The 22,687-nt window shown below is 72.8% G+C and carries 3 protein-coding genes and 3 pseudogenes; all 6 read left to right on the forward strand.

All coding sequences use genetic code 11. The features are described 5' to 3' along the window. Nucleotides 1-86: 86 nt before the first annotated feature. A pseudogene (locus ACFPCV_RS18460) lies at nucleotides 87-4,691 on the forward strand (type I polyketide synthase); the annotation flags it as partial. Nucleotides 4,692-4,742: 51 nt separating this feature from the next. Continuing rightward, a pseudogene (locus ACFPCV_RS18465) lies at nucleotides 4,743-9,911 on the forward strand (SDR family NAD(P)-dependent oxidoreductase); the annotation flags it as partial. A gap of 177 nt (nucleotides 9,912-10,088) precedes the next feature. After that, nucleotides 10,089-16,508 (forward strand): annotated as a pseudogene (locus ACFPCV_RS18470) (type I polyketide synthase); the annotation flags it as partial. 159 nt (nucleotides 16,509-16,667) lie between these two features. Beyond that, nucleotides 16,668-19,061 (forward strand): beta-ketoacyl synthase N-terminal-like domain-containing protein, encoded by a 2,394-nt coding sequence (locus tag ACFPCV_RS18475; protein ID WP_378057447.1) that lies wholly within the window; start codon nucleotides 16,668-16,670, stop codon nucleotides 19,059-19,061. Continuing rightward, entirely contained in the window at nucleotides 19,058-20,980 is a 1,923-nt protein-coding gene (locus tag ACFPCV_RS18480) for a beta-ketoacyl synthase N-terminal-like domain-containing protein (protein ID WP_378057448.1), read from the forward strand. The genes ACFPCV_RS18475 and ACFPCV_RS18480 overlap by 4 nt, the downstream gene beginning before the upstream one ends. A 25-nt stretch (nucleotides 20,981-21,005) precedes the next feature. Next, complete coding sequence (locus ACFPCV_RS18485) at nucleotides 21,006-22,565, forward strand: succinic semialdehyde dehydrogenase (protein ID WP_378057449.1); 1,560 nt, start codon at nucleotides 21,006-21,008, stop codon at nucleotides 22,563-22,565. Nucleotides 22,566-22,687: the final 122 nt, after the last annotated feature.

Below are 22,687 nucleotides of genomic sequence, written 5' to 3' on the forward strand. Positions count from 1 at the left end.
CAACTGGCTGCCCGCATACCCCTCGTCCGTAGTCTCGACGCGAGAGGTATGCGGGCAGCACTCATTCGACGCGCTTGGGGACGGGTATGGCCACGTCTGACGAATTGGTCGAGGCGCTGCGTTCCTCGCTGAAGGCGAACGACAACCTCCGGCGGGAGAACCAGGAACTTGCCGAGGCGGCACGGGAACCGATCGCGATCATCGGCATGGCGTGCCGGTACCCGGGCGGCATCGAGGATGCGGACTCCCTGTGGGCCGCGGTGGCCGAGGGCCGTGACGGCATCTCGCCCCTGCCCGCGGACCGCGGCTGGGGGGTGCTCGCGAAAGCGTTCGGCATGACCTCCGTCCTTTCCGGATCGGGTGGGTTCCTCGACCGGGCAACGGAGTTCGACGCCGGGTTCTTCGGCATCAGCCCGCGCGAGGCCACCGCGATGAGCCCGCAGCAGCGGGTGCTGCTCGAGACGTCGTGGGCCGCGCTCGAGCACGCCCGTGTCGACGCCGACAGCGCGCGCCGCGCCACGACCGGCGTGTTCGCCGGGTTGATGGGTGAGGACTACGGGATCCCGGTCCTGATGTCCGACGAGGACCTCGGCGGCTACATCAGCACCGGCACCACCCCGGCCGTCGCGTCCGGGCGGATCTCCTACGCGCTCGGGCTGACCGGGCCGTCGCTGACCGTCGACACCGCCTGCTCGTCGTCGCTGGTCGCGGTGCACCTCGCCGCGCAGGCCCTGCGCCGAGGCGACTGCACGCTGGCACTCGCGGGCGGCGTGAGCGTGATGTCGACCCCCGGCTCCTTCAACGAGTTCGCCCGGCAGGGCGGGCTCGCCGAGGGTGGCCGCTGCCGGTCGTTCGCCGCGGGCGCCGACGGCACGGCGTGGGCGGAGGGCGTCGGTGTGCTGGTGCTGGAGCGGCTGTCCGACGCGCGCCGCAACGGGCACCGGGTGCTGGCCGTGGTCCGCGGCTCCTCGGTCAACCAGGACGGCGCCTCCAACGGCCTCACCGCACCGAACGGGCCGTCGCAGGAGCGGGTCATCCGCGCCGCGCTCGCCGACGCCGGACTGTCCACGACCGACATCGACGCCGTCGAGGCGCACGGCACCGGCACCCGCCTCGGCGACCCGATCGAGGCGCAGGCGCTGCTGTCCACCTACGGCCGGGACCGCGCGACACCGCTGTGGCTCGGCTCGGTCAAGTCGAACTTCGGGCACGCGCAGGCAGCGGCCGGTGTCGCCGGGATCATCAAGGTGGTGCAGGCGCTGCGGCACGAGCTGCTGCCGCGCACCCTGCACGTGGACGAGCCGACCCCGCAGGTCGACTGGTCGGCGGGCACGGTCCGGCTGCTGACCGACGAGCAGCCGTGGCCGGACACCGGCCGGCCGCGCCGCGCCGCCGTGTCGTCGTTCGGGCTGTCCGGCACCAACAGCCACGTGATCATCGAGTCCGTGCCGCAGGAGGAGCCCGCCGAGAAGGGCGCGGCGCCTGCGGTGCCGTGGGTGCTCTCCGCCAGGACCCCGGGCGCGCTGCGCGCCCAGGCCGCCGCACTGCGGGACCACCTCGCCGCGCACCCCGGGCTGTCCGCCGTGGACGTCGGCTTCTCGCTCGCCACCACCCGCACGCACTTCGAGCACCGCGCCTTCGTCACCGGGGCCGCCGCGCTCGCCGACGTCGTGCCCGCGGCGCCCGCGGCAGGCAAGCTCGCGTTCCTGTTCTCCGGGCAGGGCGCGCAGAAGCTCGGCATGGGCCGGGACCTCGCGACGGCGTTCCCCGTGTTCGCGGCTGCGTTCGACGAGGTGCTCGCCGCACTCGACGAGCACCTCGACCGCCCGCTGCGCGACGTCCTGTGGGGCGAGGACGAGGACCTGCTCAACCAGACCACCTACACCCAGCCCGGCTTGTTCGCCGTCGAGGTCGCCCTGTACCGCCTGTTCCGGTCGTGGGGCGTCCGGCCCGACTACCTCACCGGTCACTCGGTCGGTGAGCTGGCGGCCGCACACGTCGCCGGTGTCCTGTCGCTCGCGGACGCGGCCCTGCTCGTCACCACCCGCGCGCGGCTGATGCAGGCGCTTCCCTCGGGCGGTGCGATGGTCGCCGTCCAGGCGCGGCCAGACGAGGTGACACCGACCGGCGAGGTCGGCATCGCCGCGGTCAACGGGCCGGACTCGGTCGTGCTCTCCGGGCCGGAACGCGACGTGCTGGCGCTCGCGGAGACGTTCGGGAGCCAGGGCCGCAAGACCAGCAGGCTCGCGGTGAGCCACGCGTTCCACTCGCCGCTGATGACGCCGATGCTGGCCGACTTCGCCCGCGTCGCCGCCGGGCTGTCCTACGCGGACCCGGTGGTCCCGGTCGTGTCGACGGTGACCGGCGACGTGGCCGACATGACCACGCCCGAGTACTGGATCCGCAACGTGGCGCAGACCGTCCGGTTCGCCGACGCGGTCACCGCGCTCGCGGCCGATGGCGTCGGCACGTTCGTCGAGCTGGGCCCGGACGCCGTGCTGTCCGCCATGGCCGCGGGCAGCGCCACCGGCACCTTCCTGGCCACCCAGCGCCGAGGGCACCCCGGGGACCGGGCCGCCGTCGAGGCACTCGCCGCGCTGCACTGCGAGGGCAGGACGGTAGACTGGACGGCGTTCTACGCCCCGCTCGGCGCGTCGGCCGTGGACCTGCCGACCTACGCCTTCGACCGGCAGCGCTACTGGGTCGAGCCCGCCGACCGGCGCACCGCCGACCCGGCAGCGGACGCGTTCTGGCGGCTCGTCGACGGCGGCGACGCGAACGCGCTCGCCGAGCGGCTGTCCGTCGACGCCGACGCCATCGCCGCGGTGTTACCCGGCCTGTCGGCGTGGCGGCGGGACGCGACCGACAGGTCCACTGTGGACTCCTGGCGGTACCGCATCGAGTGGGAACGCATCGACGCGCAGGGCACGCTCGACGGCCGCTGGCTGGTGGTCGGCGCCGGTGACGCGACCGCCGACACGCTCGCCGCCGCGCTGGCCGACCACGTCGAGGTCGTCCGCGGCGAGGTCGGTGCCCTCCCCGCCGACATCACCGACGACCTCACCGGCATCGTCTCCGCGCTCTCGCCGACGGACACGGTCACCCTCGTCCAGGAACTCGGGGCCCGTGGCGTCACCGCACCCCTGTGGTGCGTGACGGTCGACGCGACGACCGAGTCACCCGACCCCGAGCAGGCCGCCGTCTGGGGCCTTGGCACCGTGCTCGCGCTCGACCTGCCCGACCGGTGGGGCGGCCTCGTCGACCTGCCCGGCGCGGCCGCCGTGGACCGGCTCGTCGCCGCACTGTCCACACCGGCCGAGGACCAGCTCGCCGTGCGTGACGACGGGGTGTACGCCCGCCGCATGGTCCCCGCACCCGCCGGGCAGGTCACCCCGTGGCAGCCACGTGGCACGGTCCTCGTCACCGGCGGCACCGGCGGCATCGGCGCGCACCTGGCCCGCTGGCTCGCGGAGAACGGGGCGGAACACCTCGTGCTCACCAGCCGCCGCGGCGCCGACGCCCCCGGCGCGGCCGAGCTGCGCGACGAACTCGACGCACTCGGCGCGGCCGTCACGATCGCCGCCTGCGACGTCGCCGACCGCGCCGCGCTCGCCGCGCTCCTCGACGAGCACCCCGTGACCGCCGTGTTCCACGCGGCCAGCGCACTGCCCGTCCCCGTGCCGATCGGCGACACCACGGTCGAGGACTTCACCGCCACCGGCCGCGCCAAGATCGACGGCGCCCGCAACCTCGACGAACTCACCGGCGACCTGGACGCGTTCGTCCTGTTCTCCTCCGGTGCGGCGATCTGGGGGAGCGGACAGCAGGCCGCGTACGGCGCCGCGAACGCCTACGTCGACGCGCTGGCACAACGGCGCAAGGCGCGGGGCAAGCAGGCGACCTCGGTGGCCTGGGGCGCCTGGGCGGGCGAGACGATGGCCGCGGAAGGCGACCTCAGCCGCTACGGCCTGGAAGCCATGGAGCCGAGGCTCGCGCTGGCGGCGCTGGCGCAGGCGATCGGGGAGGGGCACGCCAACCTGGTCGTGTCCGCCATCGACTGGGCCCGCTTCGTGCCCACCTACACCCTTGCCCGCCCCCGCCCGCTGCTGCGTGGCGTGCCCGCCGCCGTCGCCGTGCTGGCCGCCGACGCCGCGGCCGAACCAGCGGCCGGGGCCTCGGACCTGGTGGCACACCTGGAGAAGCTGTCCCCGGCGGACCAGGAGCAGGAGCTGGTCGAGCTGGTCAGGGCCCGCGCCGCCGCGGTGCTGCGCCACGACTCGGCCGACGCGGTCGCCCCGCACGCCGCGTTCCGCGAACTGGGTTTCGACTCGCTCGCCGCGGTCGAGCTGCGCAACCAGCTCGTCGCCGCCACCGGGCTCACCCTGCCGGCCACCATGGTCTTCGACCACCCGAACCCGGCCGACCTCGCCGCGTTCCTGCACACGAGGCTCGGTCTCGGCGAGACCACCGGCGACCCCGTCCTGTCCAGTCTGGACGCACTGGAACAGGTGGTCGCAGTCCTTCCCGCACACGACATCGAACGCACCAGGATCGTCGCCCGGTTGCAGGCGCTCGTGGGTGCGTTGAACGACAAGGCGAACACCGGGACCGTCACCTCGGTCGAGGACAAGCTGAAGGCCGCGTCGGCCGACGACGTGTTCGCCTTCATCGACGACCTCGGTGTGGCGTGAGCGGAGCTTGCGGAGCGAACCACCAAGCACGTGACAAGTGAGGCACAGATGACCGACGACAAGCTCCTCGAGTACCTCAAGCGGGTCACCGCCGACCTGGCGCGCACCAAGGAGCAGCTGCGTGAGCTGCAGGCCAGGGAGCCGGAACCGATCGCCATCGTCGGCATGGGCTGTCGCTATCCGGCCGCGCACGGCCCGGAGGAGCTGTGGCGCCTGGTCGCCGACGGTGCCGACGCCACCGGCCCGTACCCGGCCGACCGCGGCTGGAACGCCCTGGCCGAACGGTTCGGACTCGACTCGACGGGGTCTGGCCGCGGCGGTTTCCTCGACGACGTCGCCGGGTTCGACGCCGCGTTCTTCGGCGTCAGCCCGAGGGAGGCGCTCGCGATGAGCCCGCAGCAGCGGCTGCTGCTGGAGACCTCGTGGGAGGCGCTCGAACACGCGGGCATCGACCCCCTTTCGTTGCGTGGCAGCCAGACCGGGGTGTTCGCCGGCATCAACGGCGACGACTACGGCACGCTGATGATGTCGAGCGACGAGGACCTTGGCGGCTACTACAACACCGGCGCGGCACCGGCGGCCGGGTCGGGCCGGATCTCCTACGTGCTCGGGCTCGTCGGCCCGACGGTCACCGTCGACACCGCGTGCTCCTCCTCGCTGGTCGCGCTGCACCAGGCCGCGCACGCACTCCGCAACGGCGAGTGCTCGCTCGCGCTCGCCGGTGGCGTGACGGTCATGTCGACACCGTCGGCGTTCTTCGACTTCGGCAGGCAGGGCGGGCTGTCCGCCGACGGGCGCTGCAAGTCCTTCGCCGCCGCCGCCGACGGCACCGGCTGGTGCGAGGGCGTCGGCATCCTCGTCGTCGAGAAGCTGTCCGACGCGATCCGCAACGGGCACACCGTGCACGCGGTCGTCCGCGGCAGCGCCGTGAACTCCGACGGCGCGTCCAACGGTCTTTCCGCACCGAACGGGCCATCGCAGGAGCGGGTCATCCGTGCCGCGCTCGCCGACGCCCGGCTGTCGGCCAAGGACGTCGACGCGGTGGAGGCGCACGGCACCGGCACCACGCTCGGCGACCCGATCGAGGCGCAGGCCCTGCTCGCCACCTACGGCCAGGACCGGGAACGGCCGCTGTGGCTGGGGTCGATCAAGTCGAACATGGGGCACGCGATCGCGGCGGCCGGTGTCGGCGGTGTGATCAAGATGGTGCAGGCCATCCGGCACGGGAAGCTGCCGAAGACGCTGCACGTCGACGAACCGACGCCAGAGGTGGACTGGTCCTCCGGTGGCGTGCGGCTGCTCACCGACGAACAGGAGTGGCCGGACACCGGGGCGCCGCGCCGGGCCGGGGTGTCCTCGTTCGGGGTGACCGGCACCAACGTGCACGTGATCGTCGAGCAGGCGCCGGAGCACGAGGACACGGCGACCGTGTCCGCGCTGCCCGCCGTCCCGTGGGTGCTGTCCGCGCGGTCCGAGGATGGCCTGCGCGACCAGGCGGACCGCCTGCGGTCCTTCGTTGCGGAGCACCCGGAGCTGTCGGTCACCGACATCGGCTTCTCGCTCGCCACGACCAGGGCCGCGCTGGAGCACCGCGCCGCCGTCGTCGGCACCGACCGGGAGACGCTGCTCGCCGCGCTGGCCGGGCCGCTCGACACCGGCTCGACCCGGCAGGGCGGCAGGACGGCCTGGCTGTTCACCGGGCAGGGCGCGCAGCGCATCGGCATGGGCAGGCAGCTGCACTCCGCGTTCGACGTGTTCGCCACCGCGTTCGACGCGGTCGCCGCCGAGCTGGACCCGCACCTGCCCCGGCCGCTGAAGGACGTGGTCTGGGGGCACGAGCCAGCGGTCCTCGAACAGACCGGGTTCACCCAGCCCGCGCTGTTCGCCGTCGAGGTGGCGCTGTTCCGCCTGTTCGAGTCGTGGGGGCTGCGGCCGGACCACGTGGCGGGGCACTCGATCGGTGAGCTGGCCGCCGCGCACGTCGCCGGTGTGCTGTCACTCGCCGACGCGTGCGCGCTGGTCGCCGCGCGGGGCAGGCTGATGCAGGCGCTGCCCTCCGGTGGCGCGATGGTCGCGGTCGGCGCCACCGAGGCCGAGGTCGCGGAGCTGCTGACCGACGAGGTCGGCATCGCGGGCGTGAACGGTCCGGCGGCCGTGGTGATCTCCGGGCCGGCCGAGGCCGTCGAGGGCGTCGCCGCGACGCTCGCCGGCCGGGGGCACCGGACCAAGCGGCTGGCTGTGAGCCACGCGTTCCACTCGGCACTCATGGACCCGATGCTGGCCGACTTCCGCGAGGTCGCGGCCGGGGTCACCTACTCAGAGCCCACCATCCCGCTGGTGTCCACGGTGACCGGTGAGCAGATCACCGCGATCGACGCGGACTACTGGGTGCGGCAGGCGCGCGGCGCGGTCCGGTTCGCCGACGCGGTGCGCACCCTCGCCGGGCTCGGTGTCACGCGCTACCTGGAGGTCGGCCCGGACGCGGTGCTCACCGGCATGGCGGGCCACACCCTCGAGACACCGGCCACGCTGGTACCCGCGCTGCGCAGGGACCACGGCGAGGTCGAGACCGTCGTGGCGGCCGTGGCCGCACTGCACGTCGCCGGCGTCAGCCCCGACTGGGCGGCGCTGTTCGGCGGCGGGCGGCGCGTCGACCTGCCCACGTACGCCTTCGCCCACCAGCGGTTCTGGCTGAAGCCCGGCGTCGGCGGCGACCCGTCCGGGATCGGGCTGGTCCCGGTGCGGCACAACATGCTCAGCGCCGTGGTGACGCTGCCGGAGTCCGAGGACGTCGTGCTCACCGGCAGGCTGTCGCTGCGCACCCACCCGTGGCTGATCGGCCACACGCTGCTGGGCCGGGTGATCGTGCCGGGCACCGGCTACGTCGAGATGGCGATCGAGGCTGGCAACCAGGTCGACTGCGACTTCCTCGAGGAGATGGTGCTCGAGACCCCGCTCGTGGTGCCCGACGAGGGCGGCTGCGCCGTCCGGTTCGTCGTCGGCAGGCCGGACCAGCTCGGCAACCGGCGCTTCACCGTGTACTCCCGGTTCGACGACGCACCAGCCGAGTGGGGCTGGACCCGCAACGCGAGCGGGGTGCTCGCCAACACCGCGAGCATGGCGAAACCGACCGTGGCACCCGAGCGCGCCGAGATGGCGCAGTGGCCGCCTGCCGGTGCGCGGGAGATCGAGCTCGGCGACCTCTACGACCGGTTCCTCAAGGAGGGCTACACGTTCGGGCCGCACTTCCGCGGGCTGAAGCACTCCTGGACGGTCGGCGAGGAGCTGTACTCCGAGGTGTGGCTGCCGGAGCAGTACGTGGAGGAGACCAAGGAGTTCAACCTCCACCCCGCGCTGCTCGACGCGGCCATGCACGTGCTGATCCTCGGCGCGTCCGAGTACCTCGACAACAGCGTCGCCGTCGGGTTCGCGTGGTCGGGGGTGCACCTGTACGCGACCGGCGCTACCGCGCTGCGGGTGCGGATGCTGCCCACCGACGAGTCGGCGGTGGAGATCCTGCTCGCCGACCAGCACGGCAGGCCGGTGGCGCACGTCCGTGCCATGGCGGGCCGCGCGATGACCCACGAGCAGGCCGACGCCGCCTACCACCGCGGCGTTGACGCGCTGCTCGGCGTGGAGTGGTCCCCGCTGCCCGCCGCGAAACCACCCCAGCTGACCGTCGCGGAGACCGAACTCGGCCGCATGTCCGAAGTGGACAGCGTGCCGGACGTGGTGGTGCTGAACGTCCGTGGCACCAGGGACGACGACGTCGCGGCGGCGACCAGGGCCGCCACCCACGCCGCGCTGGCCGACCTGCAGACGTGGTCGGCGGCGGAGCGGTTCGCCGCGTCCCGGCTCGTCGTGGTCACCGACGGCGCACTGGGCCTGACCGGTGAGGCGGTGACCGACCTGCCGGCCGCGGCCGTGGTCGGCATGGTCCGCTCCGCGCAGTCGGAGAACCCCGGCCGGATCACGCTGGTCGACATCGCCGACGCGGACCGGCACCTGCTGCCCGGTTTCCTCGCGAGCCAGGAACAGCAGATCGTGGTGCGCGACGGGACCGGCCACCTGGGACGGATGGCGCGGCTGCGGCCGGGCGAGAAGGCCGCGGTGTTCGCCCCGGACGGCACCGTCCTGATCACCGGTGGCACGGGTGCGCTCGGCGCGCTGACCGCCAGGCACCTGGTCACCGAACACGGTGTGCGGCACCTGCTGCTCACCAGCCGCCGCGGCGGCGACGCCCCGGGCGCCGAGGAACTGCGGGCGGAACTGGCCGGGCTGGGTGCGCAGGTCACCGTCGCGGCCTGCGACGCCGCCGACCGCGCCGCGCTCGCCGCGGTCCTCGCGGACGTGCCGGGCGACCACCCGCTCACCGCGGTGATCCACACCGCCGGTGTCACCGACGACGGCGTGCTCGCCTCGCTCACCCCTGAGCGGATGGACGCCGTGCTGCGGCCCAAGGTGGACGCGGTGTGGAACCTGCACGAGCTGACGAAGGACATGGACCTCAAGGCGTTCGTGCTGTTCTCCTCGCTCGCCGGGGTGCTCGGCAACCCGGGGCAGGCGAACTACGCGGCCGCCAACGCGTTCCTCGACGCCATCGCCGCGCACCGCCGCGCCGCCGGGCTCCCCGCGGTCTCCCTGGCATGGGGCCCGTGGGCCCTGTCTGCGGGCATGGCAGGCAAGCTCGGCGACGTCGAACGCTCGCGGATGGCCCGCTCCGGCTTCCTCACCCTGTCCGAGCAGGAAGGCATGGCGCGCCTCGACGCGGCGCTGCTGTCCGAACGGGACAGTGTGGTGCCGCTCAAGCTCGACACGACCGCCCTGGCCGCGCTCGGGTCCGCGTGCCCGCCGCTGTTCCGCTCGATGGTCCGCACCACCCGCCGCGACGCGGGGGAGCGGGTCACGTCGGCGAAGTCGTGGGCGGAGACGCTGGCCGGGGTCGACGACGACGCCCGCGAGGCGACGCTGCTGGAGCTGGTGAAGGCGGAGGTCGCGGCGTCGCTCGGGCACAGCACCGTCGACGACGTGGACGCCGCCCGCCGCTTCGACGAGATGGGCTTCGACTCGCTCGCCTCGGTCGAGCTGCGCAACCGGCTGTCGGCGGCGACCGAGCTGTCGCTGCCGCCGACGCTGGTGTTCGACCACCCGGACCTGGCCTCCATGGTGACCTACCTCGACACGAGACTGCCCGCCGTGCCCCACACCCTGGCGGGGTGAGAAAAATCGATCGCGAGTTTCTCCGGAAAAGAACCAGCGGACAATTACCGGGGGATTTCTCGAAAGTGCTCGAAAAGCATTTTCGGCGCTTAACCATTTGCCCGATTTTCGATAGCCTGACGCGGTCCGCCGGTTCTACTGGAGATGAACATGACTACTTCCGCTGAACAACTCGTCGAAGCTCTGCGTGAGTCGCTCAGGGAGAACGACCGTCTCCGGAAGGAGAACCACCGGCTGGTCAGCGACGCACGTGAACCGATCGCGATCGTCGGCATGGCCTGCCGGTTACCCGGCGGCGTCAGCTCGCCGACCGAGCTGTGGGACCTGCTGTCGGAAAAGCGCACCGGGGTGAGCGAGTTCCCGACCGACCGCGGCTGGGACATCGAGCGCGTGTACGACCCCACCCCGGGGCAGAAGGGCAAGACCTACGTCAACCGCGGCGGGTTCCTGCAGCACGCGGGTGATTTCGACCCCGAGTTCTTCGGCATCAGCCCCCGTGAGGCGCTCGCGATGGACCCGCAGCAGCGGCTGTTGCTGGAGACCTCGTGGGAGGCCATCGAGAACGCGCGCATCGACCCCGCCGCACTGCGCGGGTCCAAGACCTCGGTGTACGCGGGCTGCATGTACCACGACTACATCGGCGACTACTTCGACATGCCCGAGCAGCTGTCGGGGTTCCTCGTCACCGGCACCACCGGCAGCATCCTGTCCGGCCGCGTGTCCTACACGCTCGGCCTCGAGGGCAGTTCGATCGTGCTGGACTCCGCGTGCTCGTCGTCGCTGTCCGCGGTGCACCTCGCCACGCAGGCACTGCGGGACCGGGAGTGCTCGCTCGCGCTCGCCGGCGGGGTCACCGTGCTCGGCCAGCCCTACAGCTTCGTCGAGTTCTCCCAGCAGGGCGGCCTGTCCCCGGACGGTGTCTGCCGCTCGTTCGCGAAGGGCGCGGAGGGCACCGGCTGGGGTGAGGGCGTCGGGGTCGTCCTGCTGGAACGGCTCTCCGACGCGCAGCGCAACGGCCGCCGCATCCTCGCCGTCATCCGCGGCTCCGCGGTCAACCAGGACGGCGCGTCCAACGGTCTCACCGCCCCGAACGGGCCCGCGCAGCAGCGGGTCATCGCCGACGCGCTCGCCGATGCCGGCCTCCGGCCCGGTGACGTGGACGCGGTCGAGGCGCACGGCACCGCGACGTCCATCGGCGACCCGATCGAGGCGCAGGCCATGATGGCGAGCTACGGCTCGTCGCACTCGCCGGACCGGCCACTGTGGCTGGGCTCGGTCAAGTCCAACATCAGCCACGCGCAGGCGGGCGCCGGTGTCGCGGGCCTGATCAAGATGGTGCTCGCGTTGCAGCACGAGGAGCTGCCCGCGACCCTGCACGTCGACGAGCCCACCCCCGAGGTCGACTGGTCGGCGGGCACCGTCCGGCTGCTGACCGACCCGCAGCCGTGGCCGTCCCGCGAGACACCGCGCCGCGCGGCCGTTTCCTCCTTCGGCATCAGCGGCACCAACGCGCACCTGATCATCGAGGAGGCGCCGCACGACGAGGCCGACGAGACCGCCGCGCCCTACGAGGGCCCGGTCGCGTGGACGCTGTCCGCGAAGACCGCGGAGTCGTTGCGCCGCCAGGCCGCGCGGCTGCGGTCCCACGTGGCGAGCGACGAACGGCTGCGGCCGGCCGACGTCGGCATCTCGCTGGTCCGCACCAGGGGCACCTACGACCACCGCGCCGCCGTCGTCGGCACCACCCGCGAGGAGCTGCTCGCCGGGCTGGACGCGCTCGACGCGGGCACCGGTGGCATCACCGGCACGCCGGGCAACGGCAAGGTGGCCTTCCTGTTCACCGGCCAGGGCGCGCAGCGCGCCGGCATGGGAACCGAGCTGTACGAGCGTTTCCCGGCGTTCGCGGCGGCCTTCGACGAGGTGGCCGAGCACCTGGACCCGTTGCTGGAGCGGCCCATCCGGGACGTGATCGCCGACGGCGCCGGGCTCGACGAGACCCGCTACACCCAGCCCGCGCTGTTCGCGGTGGAGGTCGCGCTGTTCCGGCTGCTGGAGTCGTGGGGCATCACCCCGGACTTCGTCTGCGGGCACTCGATCGGCGAGCTGGCCGCGGCGCACGTCTCCGGGGTGCTGACCCTGACCGAGGCGTGCGTGGTCGTCGCCGCGCGCGGCGCGCTGATGCAGTCGCTGCCATCGGGCGGGGCGATGGTCGCGGTCGCGGCCACCGAGGAGGAGATCACGCCGCACCTGTCCGACCAGGTACAGATCGCGGCGATCAACGGCCCGTCGTCGGTGGTGATCTCGGGTGCCGAGACCGCGACGCTCGCGGTGGCCGCGCACTTCGAGGAGCTGGGCAGGCGCGTCAAGCGGCTGACCGTCAGCCACGCCTTCCACTCGACGCTGATGAACCCGATGCTGCCCGAGTTCCGCACGGTCACCGCCGGGGTCGCCTACCACGAGCCGGCCATCCCGGTGGTGTCGAACGTGACCGGCGGGATCGCCACGGCGGAGCAGCTCGCCTCCCCGGACTACTGGGTCGAGCACGTCCGCGCCGCGGTGCGGTTCTGCGACGGCGTGCGGACGCTGGCGCAGGCGGGCGTCACCACGTTCGTGGAGATCGGCCCGTCCGGGGTGCTGACCGGCATGGCGCAGGAGTGCCTCGACGAGGACGCGGTGACGCTCGTGCCCGCGCTGCGCAGGGACCGGCCGGAGCCGGGGACCGTGCTGACCGCGGCCGCCACGCTGTGGGCCCGAGGCGCGGCCGTCGACCGGACCGCCGCCTACGCGGGCACCGACGCGACGCTGGTCGACCTGCCGACGTACGCGTTCGAGCACAAGCACTACTGGGTCACCCGCACCGGCACCGGCGGAAACATCCGCTCGGCAGGCCTCGACGCCGCGCAGCACCCGGTCCTCGGTGCCGTCGTGTCCCCAGCGGACAGCGACAGCTTCGTGCTGACCGGCCGGATGAGCCCGTCGACCCACACGTGGCTCGCCGACCACACCGTGCAGGGCACCACCCTCGCGCCGGGCACGCTGTTCGTCGAGCTGGCGGTCAAGGCGGGTACCGTCGCCGGCGCGGCGCAGCTCGACGAGCTGATCATCGAGAACCCGCTCGTGCTGGCCGAGGGCCAGGCCACGCAGCTGCAGGTCAACGTGTCGGCACCGGACGAGGACGGGGTGCGGTCGGTGACCGTCCACTCGCGACCCGACGGCGGGGACGGCACGATCGCCGAGCCGTGGACCCGGCACGCCGCGGGCACGCTGTCGAACCAGACGCCCGCGCTGGTGCCGACGTTCGCCTCCTGGCCACCGCCCGGCTCCGTCGAGATCGACGTGACCGAGCTGTACCCGAACCTCGCCGACGCGGGCTACGACTACGGCCCGGCGTTCCAGGGCCTGCGTGCCGCCTGGCGCAACGGCGACGAGGTGCTCGGCGAGGTGACGCTGTCGGGCAAGCAGCGCGACGAGGCCGCGTCCTTCGGGCTGCACCCCGCGCTGCTCGACTCGGCACTGCACGCCATCGGCGCCGGTGCGCTGCTCGACGGCGCCGGGCACGTGCCGTTCCACTGGACCGGCGTCTCGCTGTACACGACCGGTGCGCGCACACTGCGGGTGCGGGTGTCCTCGACCGCTGAGGACACCGTCCGGCTCGACCTGCTCGACCAGAACGGCGCGCCGGTGGCGAAGGTCGAGTCGCTGCTGCTGCGGCCGATCTCCGCGGAACAGCTCGCCGCGCTGCGCAAGGGCAACAACGACGACCCGCTGTTCACAGTGGACTGGGTGGCCCCGGAGGAGAGCGGCGAGGAGCCCGGCTCGACCGAGGGCTGGGCCGTGCTCGGCGACGGCGACCTCGCGCGGTCGCTCGACGGGCTCACCCGGTACGACGACCTCGCGTCGATCACCGACGTGCCCGAGGTGGTCCTGCTGCCCGCGGCCGCCGGGGAGACGACCGATCTCCCCGCCACCGTGCACGCCGAGACCCTCCGCGTGCTCGGGGTGCTGCAGGAGTGGCTCGCCGACGAGCGGTTCGCCGAGGCCAGGCTGGTCGTGCTGACCCAGCGCGCGGTCGCGGTGAACGGCGGCGAGAAGGTCCGCGACCTGCCCTCGTCGGCCCTGTGGGGTCTGCTGCGCAGTGCGCAGACGGAGAACCCGGAGCGGTTCGCGCTCGTCGACGTCGGCGACAAGGACGTGCGCGCCGACGAGGTGGCCGCCGCACTCGCCACCGGCGAGGACCAGGCGGCCGTGCGGGCGGGCACCGTGCTGGTGCCGCGCCTGGCCCGGCGCACGCCCGGCCTCGAGGCACCGGACACGGACGTGTGGCGCCTGCACACCACCGGCCGCACCATCGCCGACCTGGAGCTGGTGCCGGACGACCGGTTCGACGGTGAGCTGGAGCCGACCAAGGTGCGGGTCTCGGTCCGCACGTGTGCGCTCAACTTCCGCGACGTGTTCAACGTGCTCGGCCTCGCGCCCATGCACAACGGGCTCGGCCAGGAGGGCGCGGGCATCGTCACCGAGGTCGGGTCGGCGGTGACGGGCCTGCGGCCCGGTGACCGCGTGATGGGCATGTTCCCCGGCTCGATCGGCCCGGTCACCATCACCGACCAGGAGATGCTGGCGCCGCTGCCCGAGGGCTGGACCTTCGCGGAGGGCGCGTCGATCCCGCTGGTGTTCACCACCGCCTACCACGGCCTGCTCAACCTCGCCGACATGAAGGCGGGCGAGCGGCTGCTGATCCACTCGGCGGCCGGTGGTGTCGGCCTGGCCGCGATCCAGCTCGCGCAGGCACGCGGTGTCGAGGTGTTCGGCACGGCCAGCAAGGGCAAGTGGGACGTCCTGCGCGCGCTGGGCCTCGACGACGACCACATCGGCGACTCCCGCACCACCGAGTTCGAGGAGCGCTTCCGCGCCGCCACGAACGGCGAGGGCGTCGACATCGTCCTGAACTCGCTGACCGGCGAGTTCATCGAGTCCTCGTTCCGGCTGCTGCGGGCGGGCGGGCGGTTCCTGGAGATGGGCATCGCGGACCTGCGCGACCCCGAGGACATCGCGAAGACCTACCCCGGCGTGCACTACCAGCCGTTCGAGCTGTTCGGCGCGCCGATCGCGGTCATCGCACCGGGCTGGTCGGCGGTCGCGGAGCTGGCGGCCCGCGGTGAGATCTCGCCGCTGCCGTTCACCGCGTGGGACGTGCGGCGCTCGCAGGAGTCGTTCCAGTTCTTCAGCCAGGCCAAGCAGATCGGCAAGGTCGTCATCACCGTGCCGCGTGCGGCCGACCAGGACGGCACCGCGCTGATCACCGGTGGCACCGGCACCCTCGGCGCCGCGGTGGCCAGGCACCTGGTCACCGAGCACGGCATCAGGCACCTGGTCCTCACCAGCCGCCGCGGTCTCGCCGCGAACGGCGCCGCCGAGCTGGTGGCCGAGCTGACCGGCCTTGGCGCGGACGTCCGCGTCGAGGCGTGCGACGCGGCCGACCGGGAAGCACTCGCCGCGCTGCTCGGCTCGCTCGAGCACCCGCTCACCTCCGTGGTCCACACCGCGGGCGTGCTGTCCGACGGCGTGCTGGCCTCCCAGGACGCCGACACGCTCGCGACGGTCATGCGGCCCAAGGTGGACGCGGCCTGGAACCTGCACGAGCTGACCAAGGACATGGACCTGTCCGCGTTCGTGCTGTTCTCCTCGGCCGCCGGGATCCTCGGCGGGCCGGGCCAGTCCAACTACGCGGCAGCGAACTCGTTCCTGGACGCGCTCGCACAGCACCGCAGGGACCAGGGCCTGCCGGCAACCTCGGTGGCGTGGGGCGTCTGGGCGGAGCGGTCGGGCATGACCGGTCACCTCGACGAGGCCGACCTCGCCAGGATGGCCCGCAGCGGCATGGAGCCGATCGAGCTGGGCCAGGGCATGACGATGTTCGACAACGCGGTCGCCGGTGACCACGCGATCCTGCTGGGTGTCGCGTTCGCCGCCGGTGCGCTGCGCAGGGGCGGTGTGGTGCCGCCGCTGTTCCGGGCACTCGCGGGTGGCAACGGCCGCCGGGCCGCGGCCGCGGGCATCGTGAAGGACAACACGCTCGTCGAGCGTCTCGCGGTGCTGCCCGTCGCGGAACGTGAGCGGACGCTGCTCGACCTGGTCCGCGCGCAGGTGGCCGCCGTGCTCGGCGTCGCGGACCCGGACACCGTCGAACCGGAGCGCCCGTTCAAGGAGATCGGGTTCGACTCGCTCACCGCGGTCGAGCTGCGCAACCGCGTCAACGGGATCACCGGTCTGAAGCTCGCACCCACGCTGGTGTTCGACTACCCGACACCGGTCGCGCTCGCCGAGCAACTCCGCGAAGAGCTGGTCACCGACGACGTGGCCGCGCCGGTGCCGGTCCTCGCCGACCTCGGCCGGCTGGCGCAGGCACTGGCCGGGGTCGCGGTCGACGACGAGGACGTCCGGTCCAGGGTCGACGCGGCGCTGCACGAGCTGGTCGCCGCCTGGCAGGCGCTGCAGCCGCAGCGCACCGACGGGCTCAAGGCCCGCCTGTCCACCGCCTCCTCGGCCGACGACCTGTTCGACCTGATCGACACGGAGCTTGGGAAGGCGAGCTGACATGAGCCTCCCCGCGCCGACTCCGGCTTTGAAAGCAGGCCGAGTGCTACGCAACCGCACCTCAGGGGAACGTGACGCGAACCAGCCACGAGCACGTGACCGGGCCGCACCCTCGGTCGCGAACGGAACCAGCACATCGAATTCCGGGGAGGCGGGACAGTGAGCGCCGACCAGACCAGGGAACAGAAGCTGGTCGAGTACCTCAAGCGGGTCACCGGCGACCTGGTCGAGGCGAAGGAGCGGCTGGCCGCGGTGGAGGCCGCGGCCGCCGAGCCACTCGCCGTGGTCGGGATGAGCTGCCGGCTCCCCGGCGGGGGCGACACCCCGGCCAGGTACTGGCAGGCGCTCCAGGACGGCGTCGACGCGATGGCCGAGGTGCCGCCCGACCGGTGGCGCGCGGCGGACTACCTCGACCCGGACCCGACCGCGCCGGGCAAGGCGTACACGCAGCGTGGCGGGTTCCTGCCCGACATCGCGGGCTGGGACGCGGCGTTCTTCGGCATCTCCCCGCAGGAGGCGCTGCGCATCGACCCGCAGCACCGGCTGCTGTTCGAGCTGGTCTGGGAGGCGCTCGAGGACGCGGGGATCCCCGCGGAGTCGTTGCGGGGCACCAGGACCGGGGTGTTCCTCGGCCTGGTCGACTCCCGGCAGTACCTGCAGCTGGAGGCCGAGGCCGAGGGCGCGGCCAGCATCGACGACCCGTACCTCACCATGGGCGGGTCGGCCAGCGCCGCCGCCGGGCGGCTGGCCTACCAGTTCGACCTGCGCGGCCCGGTCATGACCGTCGACACGGCGTGCTCGTCGTCGCTGGTGGCGCTGGACCTCGCGGTACAGAGCCTGCGCCGGGGCGAGATCGACCACGCCATCGTGTGCTCGAGCTCGGCGATCATCCACCCGGTCTACTTCGTCCAGTTCTCGAAGATGGGCATGCTCGCCCCGGACGGCAAAGCGAAGGTGTTCGACGAGGACGGCAACGGCTACACCCTCGGCGAGGGCGGTGGCGCGGTCATCCTCACCCGCGCGTCGGACGCGGGCGAGCGCCGGGTGCACGCGCTGATCCGCGGCTCCGCGGTGAACTCCGACGGCCGCAGCAACGGCCTGACCGCGCCGAACAAGGTGGCGCAGATCGCGGTGCTGCGGTCCGCGCTCGCCAACGCGGGCCTCAAACCGGACGACATCGACTTCCTGGAGGCGCAGGGCACCGGCAGCGCGCTCGGGGACGCCATCGAGTTCGGCGCGCTGCTGGAGGTCTTCGGTGACCGCTCCGCCGACCACCCGCTGCTGGTCGGCGCGGTGAAGGCCAACATAGGGCACCTGGTCGCGTCCTCCGGGCTCGCGAGCCTGATCAAGGCGATACAGGCGGTCAAGCACGGCGAGGTGCCGGGCAACCTGCACCTGACGAAGCCGAACCCGGTCGTCACGCTCGACGGGCCGGTGCGGCCCGTCCAGAGCAGCCAGCCGCTGCCCGGCGCCCCGCGCAGGGCCGGGGTCAGCGCGTTCGGCTGGTCGGGCACCAACGCGCACGTGATCGTCGAGCAGCCCCCCGCCGTGGCGCGGGAGTCCGCGCCGGAGCGGGAATGGCAACTGCTCCCGCTGTCCGCCGCGAGCGAGGCCGGGCTGGTCGCGCTGGCCGCGAAACTCGCCGACCACCTGGAGTCCACCCCGGGCGGCACGCTGGCCGACGTCGCGCACACCGTCCAAACGGGACGGTCCGCGCTGCGGGTGCGGAAGGCCCTGGTGTGCAGGGACATCGCGGACGCCGTCGCGCAGCTGCGTGCCGGGTTCACCGGTACGCAGGCACCGGTGAGCAAGCAGGCCCTGGGTTTCGTGCCGGACGGCGACGACTGGGCCGAGGCCCTCGCCGCCGTCGAGCCCGCCTTCGACGCCGGTGAACCGGTCGCCGCGCTGGGCAGGCTCCTGCCGATCGCCGCGTCCGGCAGTGCCGGGGAGCTGGCCGGGCGCGTCGACGTGGTCCTCGCGGTCGATCCCGGCGCCGGGCACGTCGCGCTGCGCACCGGCAGCAGGCCGGAGTGGCTCGCCGTGCTGGGGCGGCTGTGGGAGCTGGGCGTGCCGGTGGCGTGGCCCGGTGCCGGGCAGTTCGTCGACCTGCCGACCTATCCGTTCCAGCGCACCAGGTTCTGGCCCAACCACACGCCGACACCGTTCGCGCGGGAGGAGACGGTCACCACCGAGCGGTTCGCCCGCCCCGACCTGCGCACGCCGTTCCTGCCGGCGGGCACCCCGACCGAACGCATGGTCACCGAGGTGTGGCAGGAACACCTGGGCATCGAGGCCATCGGCGTCAACGACCCGTTCTTCGAGCTGGGTGGCACGTCGATGATCGGGGTCGCGGTGGTCAGCAGGCTGGCCAAGGAGTTCGACGTGGAGCTGTCCGCGGCCACCCTGTTCGAACGGCCCACCGCCGCCCAGTTCGCCGAGCTGCTCGACTCGCTCACCGCCGACGTCGCACCGCGTCCGGCCACCGTGGACGCGCAGGCGGCGAGGGGAGCGCGGCGCCGCGCCATCGCGCAGGCCAGGAAGGGCGCCGCATGACGAGCGAACGGGTCGCCGCCGACTCCGGCACCGACATCGCGATCGTCGGCATGGCCGGGCAGTTCCCCGGCAGCCGCGACGTCGACGAGCTGTGGCGCAACCTCCGTGACGGCACCGAGTGCGTCACCTGGTTCACCCGCGAGGAGCTGCTCGCCGCCGGTGAGGACCCGGAGCTGATCGCCGACCCCGCCTACGTCCCGGCGGCCGCGGTGCTCGACGACATCGAGCTGTTCGACGCGGGGTTCTTCGGCTACCCGGCGCACGAGGCCGCGCTGATGGACCCGCAGCAGCGGCTGTTCCTCGAGAACGCGTGGCACGCGCTGGAGGACGCCGGGATCGACCCGGACCGGGCACCCGGTCTCGTCGGCGTGTTCGCCGGCAGCCAGATGAGCACGTACATGATCTACAACCTGATCCAGCACAAGGAACTGGTCGCCGGTGCCGGGAAGCTCGCGATCGGGTTGTGCAACGACAAGGACTCGCTCACCAGCCGGGTGTCGCACACGCTGGGGCTGACCGGGCCGAGTGTCGGCGTGCAGGCCTACTGCGCCACGTCGCTCGTCGCGGTGTCCGTCGCCTGCAACAGCCTGCTGACCGGCGAGTGCGACGTCGCGCTCGCGGGCGGGGTCGCGATCGAGGTGCCGCACCGCGTCGGCTACCGGTACGAACCGGGCGGCACGTCGTCCCCGGACGGCCGGTGCCGCGCGTTCGACGAGGCAGGCGAGGGCACCCCGCACGGCACCGGCAACGGCCTCGGGATCGTGGTGCTGCGCAGGCTCGCCGACGCGGTCGCCGACGGGGACCGCGTGTACGGCGTGATCCGCGGCTGGGCGGTCAACCACGACGGCGCCGCCAAGGCCGCATGGGTCGCGCCAGGGGTGCGCGGCCAGTCCGGGGTGGTGGCCGAGGCACTGGCCGCCGCCGGGCTCGAACCCGACGACCTGGACTACCTCGAGGCGCACGGCACCGGCACCGCGCTCGGCGACACCATCGAGGTGTCCGCACTGCGGCAGGTGTTCGGCGACCACCGCCTCGCGCTCGGTTCGGTGAAGCCGAACCTCGGTCACCTCGACCGGGCCGCCGGGGTCGCCGGCCTGATGAAGGTCGCGCTGGCGCTCACACACGAGGAGATCCCGGCGACCATCAACCACACCACGCCCAACGCCGCGCTCGCACGCACCCGCATGGAGGTCGTCACCGAACCGCGCCCGTGGCGCCGGGGTGAGCGGCCACGCCGGGCCGGGGTGAGTGCCTTCGGCCTCGGTGGCGCGAACGCGCACGTGGTGGTGGAGGAGGCGCCGCGGCTGTCCCGTGCGGACCGGCTGCCGCCGCGTGAGCAGCAGGTCCTGGTGTGGTCGGCCCGGACCGACGCCGCGGCGGACGAGATCGGCGCGCGGCTGGCCGAACTGCTGGCCGCGCCCGACGTGGACCTCGCGGACGTGGCGTTCACGTTGCAGACCGGGCGGCGGGTGTTCCCGCACCGCAGGGCGGTGGTGGCGTCGTCGGCCGAGGACCTCGCCGCTGGCGTGCTCCGGCGCACCGACGCCCACCTCGGTCTTCCGGTCGCGTTCGAGTTCACGGGTGAACAGCCGGTGGCGGACGAGGTGCTGTACCGCACCGAACCGTTCTACCGAAACGCGTTCGACGAGTGCCTGGACCATGGGCGCGCGCTGGGCAGGTTGCTGGAGCATTGGGGTGTACGGCCGGGCGAGTCGTCCGACGTGGTCGTGACCCTGCCGGGCACCGAGAGCGCCGCCGAGATCCTCGCGCGGTTGTGGCTGGCCGGCGCGGACGTCGACTGGCGCGCCTACCACGAGGGGCGGAGCCCGAGGAAGGTCTCCGTGCCCAGATACAGCTTCCAGCGCACCCGTCACTGGATAGACCCGCCGACGGACGCGGCGGGCAGCCGAGCGATCTGACCCCGCACCCGGAAGGACAGGACAAGTGACTATCTCCATCAGCCGGAAGCCCTTGCTGCCAGAGGGGCTGACCAGGCAGCTCGCCGGCCAGCTCACGGGTACGGGCCCGACCGTGACCGCGTACGCGCCCTGGACCGGCGAACCGCTGGTCGACGTGGCCACCTCCACGGCAGCCGACGTCGACGCCGCGTTCGCCAAGGCACGTGGCGCGCAGGCGAGGTGGGCGGCCACCTCGCCGGCCGAGCGGGCCAAGGTTTTCCTGCGCTACTACAAGCTGGTGCTGCACAACAAGAAGCTGATGGACCTCATCCAGGCGCAGACCGGCAAGGCCCGGTTCACCGCGTTCGAGGAGACCATCGACGTCGCCGGCATGGCGCTGTACTACGCGCGCAACGCGCAGGCCTTCCTGGAGCCGCGGCGCCGCAAGGGCGGTATCCCGTTCGCGACCCGCGTGACGGAACTGCGGCACCCCAAGGGTGTCGTCGCGGTGATCGCACCGTTCAACTACCCGATCTCCGACGGCATCTGCGACGTCATCCCGGCGCTCATCGCGGGCAACGGCGTGGTGTTCAAGCCGGACACGCAGACGGCGCTGGCCCCGCTGCTCGCGCGGGAGCTGCTGATCAAGGCCGGGCTGCCCGCCGGGCTGTGGCAGATCGTCGTCGGTGAACCCGCCGACATCGGCCAGGCGATGATCGACGGTGCCGACCACGTGTGCTTCACCGGCGGCAACGAGGCGGGCAAGAAGATCGCGGAGCAGGCGGCCCGCCGCATGATCGGTGCGACGATGCAGCTCGGCGGCAAGAACCCGATGCTGGTGTTCGAGGACGCCGACCTCGACAAGGTGGTCCCGGCGGCGGCCCGCGCGAGCTTCGTGAGCGGTGGGCAGATGTGCCTGTGCTCCGAGCGGATCTACGTGCACGCGTCGCGCTACGAGTCCTTCCTGGAGAAGCTGGTCGAGCACACCAGGGGCCTGAAGCTGGGCCAGGGCTTCGACTTCGAGTACGACCTCGGCTCGCTGTCGCACCAGCGGCAGCTGGACAAGGTCGCCAGGCACGTCGACGACGCGGTGGCCCACGGCGCCAAGGTCGAGATCGGCGGCAAGGCCCGCCCGGACCTGGGCCCGTACTTCTACGAGCCCACGGTGCTGACCGGCGTGAACGCCGCGTGCGAGATCGCCACGGAGGAGACCTTCGGCCCGGTGGTGTCGGTGTACCCGTTCACCGACGAGGCCGAGGCGCTGCGCCTGGCGAACGCGACCGAGTACGGCCTGAACGCGAGCATCTGGACCAAGGACCTCGGCCGCGCCCACCGGCTGGCGGCACAGATCAAGTCGGGCGCGGTGAACATCAACGAGGGCTACGTTTCCACCCACATCTCCTACGACGCGCCCATGGGCGGCCGCAAGGCCTCCGGCTACGGCCGGCGCCACGGTGAGCAGGGCCTGCTCACCATGTGCGACGTGCAGATCGTGGCGAGCCAGCACGGGATCAGCTTCGACCCCAAGCCCGGCGTGACGCACGAGCAGCTGGCCAACCAGAACACGAGGATCTACCAGATCATGAAGGCGCTGCGCCTGAAGTGATCTCGAGCATGCCGAAGGGGTGGTGCCGCACGCGGCACCACCCCTTCGCATTGTCGGTCAGGTGAGCTTCACGAAGTTCTGGAAGCCGTGTCCGATCTGGGTTCCGCTGCCCGCGAAGGGGA

The organism is Actinophytocola glycyrrhizae (assembly GCF_042653545.1).
GTDB classification, from domain to species: domain Bacteria; phylum Actinomycetota; class Actinomycetes; order Mycobacteriales; family Pseudonocardiaceae; genus Actinophytocola; species Actinophytocola glycyrrhizae.